Source organism: Filifactor villosus, from assembly GCF_042652965.1.
In the GTDB taxonomy this organism is placed as follows: Bacteria; Bacillota; Clostridia; order Peptostreptococcales; family Filifactoraceae; genus Filifactor; species Filifactor villosus.
On record NZ_JBHSHL010000001.1, the window covers coordinates 1 to 3353 of the forward strand.

At 36.4% G+C, this 3353-nt stretch carries 5 protein-coding genes; all 5 read left to right on the plus strand.

Going from position 1 to position 3353, the window contains the following annotated elements; all coding sequences use genetic code 11:
* Positions 1-140: 140 nt before the first annotated feature.
* Entirely contained in the window at positions 141-380 is a 240-nt protein-coding gene (locus ACFO4R_RS00005; RefSeq protein WP_379786890.1) for a restriction endonuclease, read from the plus strand.
* Positions 361-1812, plus strand: coding sequence for an ImmA/IrrE family metallo-endopeptidase (locus ACFO4R_RS00010; protein WP_379786886.1), 1452 nt, complete (start codon positions 361-363; stop codon positions 1810-1812). Before ACFO4R_RS00005 ends, ACFO4R_RS00010 begins: the two co-directional genes overlap by 20 nt.
* A gap of 16 nt (positions 1813-1828) precedes the next feature.
* Entirely contained in the window at positions 1829-2164 is a 336-nt protein-coding gene (locus ACFO4R_RS00015; RefSeq protein WP_379786887.1) for a hypothetical protein, read from the plus strand.
* 197 nt (positions 2165-2361) lie between these two features.
* On the plus strand, positions 2362-2790 hold the full coding sequence (locus ACFO4R_RS00020) for a hypothetical protein (RefSeq protein WP_379786888.1): 429 nt from the start codon (positions 2362-2364) through the stop codon (positions 2788-2790).
* A gap of 236 nt (positions 2791-3026) precedes the next feature.
* On the plus strand, positions 3027-3353 hold a 327-nt coding region (locus tag ACFO4R_RS00025; protein ID WP_379786889.1), incomplete at its 3' end, for a hypothetical protein.

A 3353-nucleotide genomic window follows, 5' to 3' on the forward strand; every position in this document is an offset into this window, starting at 1 on the left:
TGATTGATTGGACCGGTTTTCAAAGAGATTTTTTGTTGTTTGTGGACCATTTTTAGATTAGCATATACATTCTCTTCTATGGAGTGTAAATCGTTGATATCCATTATTCAAAGGAATAATAGTATCAGAGTCATCTTTCAATCAAAAGGCTATACTGTAAAAATGAAAAAAAAAGCCACGATTACGGAGCAGATCTTATCATTTCGAAAAACGGAGAAACCATTGCGGTACAAGCAAAACGATATCGCAATAAAGTTGGAATCAAGGCGATCCAAGAAGCAGTTGCTTCTATGAAGGTATATTCGTGTAATCGAGCGATGGTGATCACAAACAGCTATTACACGAAGTCTGCATTGGAACTTGCAACAGGCAATCAATGAAGTTCCCGTTGAAGTGCTCCTTCCGGAGAAAAAGGATTGGAATGAGGATATCAAAGAAAAAAAGTATCAAATGGAACAGGCACAGATGAAGGAACACTTTGAGAAGATCAAAGAGCAGGCTCGTGCGATTCTTTGTGATCCTGTTCTATTAAAAGAATACACAGAGTTCGCAAAAAAATTTAACAACTATACCCTTCACAACCTTCTGTTTTTACATCAGCAGAATCCGGATGCTCAATTTGTACGCTCCAGGGGAGCCTTTCGAAAGGACGGTTTGTCGATCAGAAAGGAGGAGATTCATAAGGCATTGAACGTGTTTGCTCCTGTCATCAAGCAATACTTTTTTGATGAGAAGAACAACCCCAAATCCCTCTCTTTGGCAACGGAAAAAGAGAAGGAGCTGATTGAAAAAAAGAAGATAAAGCTTTATACAAAAAGGGAATTTAAAACCGTGCCGGTGTACGATATCACTCAGACGAACGCACAAAAAAAGGACTATCCTCGCATTTTGCATAAAGAAAAAGATCTTCTTTCAGAGAACTCGAAGCTTGATCCGGATCGAACGTTGATCTCGATGGTCAATGCTCTTCGAAGAGAGGGGTATCAAGTGGATGTGGAGAACCTGTCCAATCCGGATCTTCGCATCGGGAAAAAAGGATATACCAACGCAGAAGATCGGATCGTTTTGAATATGTATGATACTCCGGAGAGCAAACTAAAAACGTTGTTCCATGAGTATGCACATTGCATTTTGCACAAAGATCTCAAGGACCGAAATGATACAATCTGTGAATTTGAAGCCGAGACTTCCTCTTACCTTGCCTTGCAAAAATATGGGATCGTATCAAAGGTCGATTCCCCGTTATACATCCAAACCTATGGGGAGTCGATCTTTGAACTTCTCGATCAAAATGTCAACGATCGAGAGTTCAGCAGCATCGATATCTTAAAAAATATTCAATCCTGTGAAGAAAAAATGTCGGAGTTTTTCAAAAAAAATATGGTCTTAAAAGAGGTTGCAGATTACAATCCGGAAACGGAAAAAGTCGAGATCGGAAAAATTTATGCCTGCGTATTTAATCAGGATAATAAACCGGATCGCCTGATCGCTTCTGCCGATTTTAAACAAAGTGGGATCGAAAAAGTTTATGAGAAGGCCAAAGAATTATTTGAAAAAAATCAACACACAGAACTTTTTTGTCTCAAAGACGGAGAGCTTTTTTTCGATTCGCCTTCGAAGAGAAACTTCCAAGAAAACAAAGAGACCTATGCAAAGAATATGTTAAACGGTCTCTACCGAGTTCCTCCCGGAGAAGTAAGATCTACCCTTTTAAACCTTTCGGATCGGTATCACTTGGATCTGGAAAAATTATATGATAGTATGAAGGTAGAGCACAAAGAACAAGCACAATTATTTTCTATGAAACTCTAAAGAAAGGATGAGAGAAATGATGGTGTTTTCTGCAAAAGAATTGCCAAAAGAAGTCCAAGCTATGCTCGAAGATATGAGTGAGTATGAAAAAAAATTAGGAGAACAATTCTATTTTTATTTAAAGAATACTTGCCCCAGAGAGCTTGTGGTCGAGGATACCTTAAACGAAGAAGAGCTTATTTTCGAAGGAGATTTTTGCGATCTTCTTCTTAGTGATGTGATCAATCAAGGAAGTTATATCGACAAAGAAGAACTTATTTATTGTCTCGAAGAAGCAACCAAAAACGAAGAAAAAAAGTATGACGACTTTATAAAAGAACTGCTTGAAAATGAAAAATATCGAGTGGATTAAATGAGGAAAAAATTTTATTTTCGGATACAAAATAATCTCTCTGCATAAAAAAAAGAAAGGAAAAAAGCAAATCGGATTTTCAAATTTGGAGGATCCGGTTTGCTTTTTCTTTGGTAAAAAATCAAAAAAGGTTTATTTGAAAAAGGAAATCTTTTTTCTTCTTTTTCGAATAAATCATTAAGAAAGAGGATGGCTTTATGGAAATAAATTTTGATAAAAAGAAACATAATGAATTGGAAAAACATCTTCATTTTTTACAAACGGAAATAAAAAAAATCGATGAAGAACTTCAAAAAATGAAGGTCGATTTTGCAGATTTCGTAATCAAAAATGAAGAGACAAATCAAAAAATAACCGATGAAGAAGGACAAGAAACGATGAAACAAATTACAAAAAAAGAAGAGGAACATTTCCTTCTTCAGGAAGAAATTTCGAATGTGAAACATCAATTTTTCGAGCCGTATGTTTCCGTTTTGGAAGAAAAACGTATCTCCTTTCCCTCGTTTCTTTTTCTCTTAGAAGTGGATGCGTTGATTGAAAAATATCAGCTCTCAAAGAGCAAGGCGACATTAAAAAAACTCGAAGAGTGTCTTAGGCTTTTTATAGAATCGCAAGATTCTCGATAGGGTTCAAGGGAGTTCCCTTGCAAGAGGTAATGCTTGGTCCGATTCTTCGATTTCCGGAGGAAATCGAAGGATCAGGGACAAGGGTTACCAATCTTGCACAGCATTGAGAATCGATAAATTTTCTGACAATTTAAACCTTGTCCCTATGGTTTGTCCCTACAGCTTGTCCCTGTAGTTTGTCCCTATAAATCAAAAAACCTATCTTGCTTTAAGAAAAAAAATCAGGAGTGGATGTTATGGCAAAAAAAGAGAAGAGACCTGTGAAGGAATTTCATGCCTATGTGGATGATTTTTTGTACGAAAAACTGAAGAACAATTGTGGAAAGAAGCAGTACAATTTGTATTTTATGGAGCAGTTCTTTGAGCTTTACCTTGATCAAAAGGAAGAGGTCAAAGAAGAAATAAAACAGAGGGTAGAAGATCTATGTTTGATCCAAAAAGAGTACGAGGAAATCAACGAGATCTTAAAAAGATTATCGAAGGAAGATTACCTTAGAGCGTGTCTACGCAATACTTTACAAAACGTAAAAAATATGAGATACTCGTATAAAACAGAGGAGGTT